We start from the raw sequence: 1,633 nt of genomic DNA, 5'->3' as shown, positions 1-1,633 counted from the left end.
GTGAAGTGAGAATGCCCTTACGTGCTGGGAAAATCTGTCTTCTCTAGGGACCGATCTCCACCATCACGAAGGGCATCTCGTAGATGCAACTTTGCCACACGCCCCGTGCCACGTCGGCGGTGTTCGATGATCCGAATCTCGTGTCGTCGGCCGGGCTGGTCCCGGTCCTCGCGCTGGCCCGGTCAGCTGGACTCCACGACCTCGCCCAGCAGCACCTCACTGTGCCGAGCGACAAGGGCGCCAACGCCGGGTTGAAGGTGACCTCCCTCGTCGCGGGAATGGTCGCCGGCGCCGACAGCATCGATGACATGGCGCTGCTGCGCCACGGCGGTATGGGCCGCGTCTTCACCCGCGCCTACGCACCCTCGACTCTGGGTTCGTTCCTTCGCTCGTTCACCTTCGGCCACGTCCGCCAGCTCGACGCAGTGGCCTCCCGGTTCCTGACGCGCCTGGCTGCCCAGACGCCGCTGATGTCTTCGCCGGACACCTCAGCCGGGGCCGGTGGTCGGGTGATGGTCGACATCGACGACACCATCATCGAGGTCCACGGCTACGCCAAGCAGGGCTCCGGGTACGGCTACTCCGGCGTCCGGGGCCTCAACGCCCTCCTCGCAACCGTGTCCACGAAGGACACCGCGCCGGTGGTCGTGGCCCAACGTCTGCGGAAGGGATCGTGTGGTTCACCCCGCGGTGCGAAGCGGCTGGTCGCCGACGCCCTGAAGACCGTTCGCACGATGACGGACGACAAGGCGTTGGTGCGCGCCGACTCGGCGTTCTTCGGCCACCCCACCATCGCGGCCGCACTCAAGGCAGGTGCGGACGTCTCGGTCACCGTGCGCCTCGACAGCCGGATCAAGACCGCGATCACCGAGATTCCCGAGGACGCCTGGACCCCCATCGAGTACACCGACGCCGTCTACGACGAACAGTCCAGCCGGTGGATCTCCCGTGCGGAGGTCGCCGAGATTCCCTTCACCGCGTTCGCCGCACAGACGAAGACCAACCACGTGCCCGGACGCCTGATCGTGCGCCGAATCCCCGACCTCAACCCCGCCAAGACGGCCGGCCAGGACACGCTGTTCGACACCTGGCGCTTCCACGGGTTCTTCACCACCACTGACCCAGCCGCGGCCGACACGGTGGCGGCGGACAAGACCCACCGTGGCCACGCGATCATCGAGCAGGTCCACGCCGACCTCAAGCACGCAGCACTGGCGCACCTGCCCTCGGGCAAGTTCACCGCCAACGCCGCCTGGCTTGTGCTGGCTGTGATGGCGTTCAACCTCACCCGAGCAGCCGCGACCATCACCGGCCCCGTGTTGGCCAAGGCCACCACCGCGACCATCCGCCGCAAGCTCATCGCCGTGCCCGCCAGGATCGCGTCATCGGCACGACGAGTGACGCTGCACCTCCCGACCCGATGGCCCTGGCAGGCCGCCTGGAGCGAGCTCTTCAACCAGGCCTGCGGACCACCCCTGGCACCGACGACCTGACCACCCCCGCCGACATCGGCACGAGGACCAACCCGGAACGACCTGGCAGCAAGGCCAGACGAACAACCACGCCCACGCACCCATGACCACTCGTCACAGACGGCGCGCGCTCAGCCCCGCCTCATCGGTGGATCGAGGCT

At 67.7% G+C, this 1,633-nt stretch carries 1 protein-coding gene; it reads left to right on the top strand.

Annotation, left to right across the window (positions count from 1 at the left end):
- The first annotated feature begins 83 nt into the window (after positions 1 to 83).
- Positions 84 to 1,493 (top strand): IS1380 family transposase, encoded by a 1,410-nt coding sequence (locus tag QMC84_RS22380; RefSeq protein ID WP_300378888.1) that lies wholly within the window; start codon positions 84 to 86, stop codon positions 1,491 to 1,493.
- The last annotated feature ends 140 nt before the right edge of the window (positions 1,494 to 1,633 follow it).

The organism is Nocardioides sp. (genome assembly GCF_030019515.1).
Taxonomy (GTDB): Bacteria; Actinomycetota; Actinomycetes; order Propionibacteriales; family Nocardioidaceae; genus Nocardioides.
This window is presented reverse-complemented; position numbering and strand designations above follow the sequence as displayed.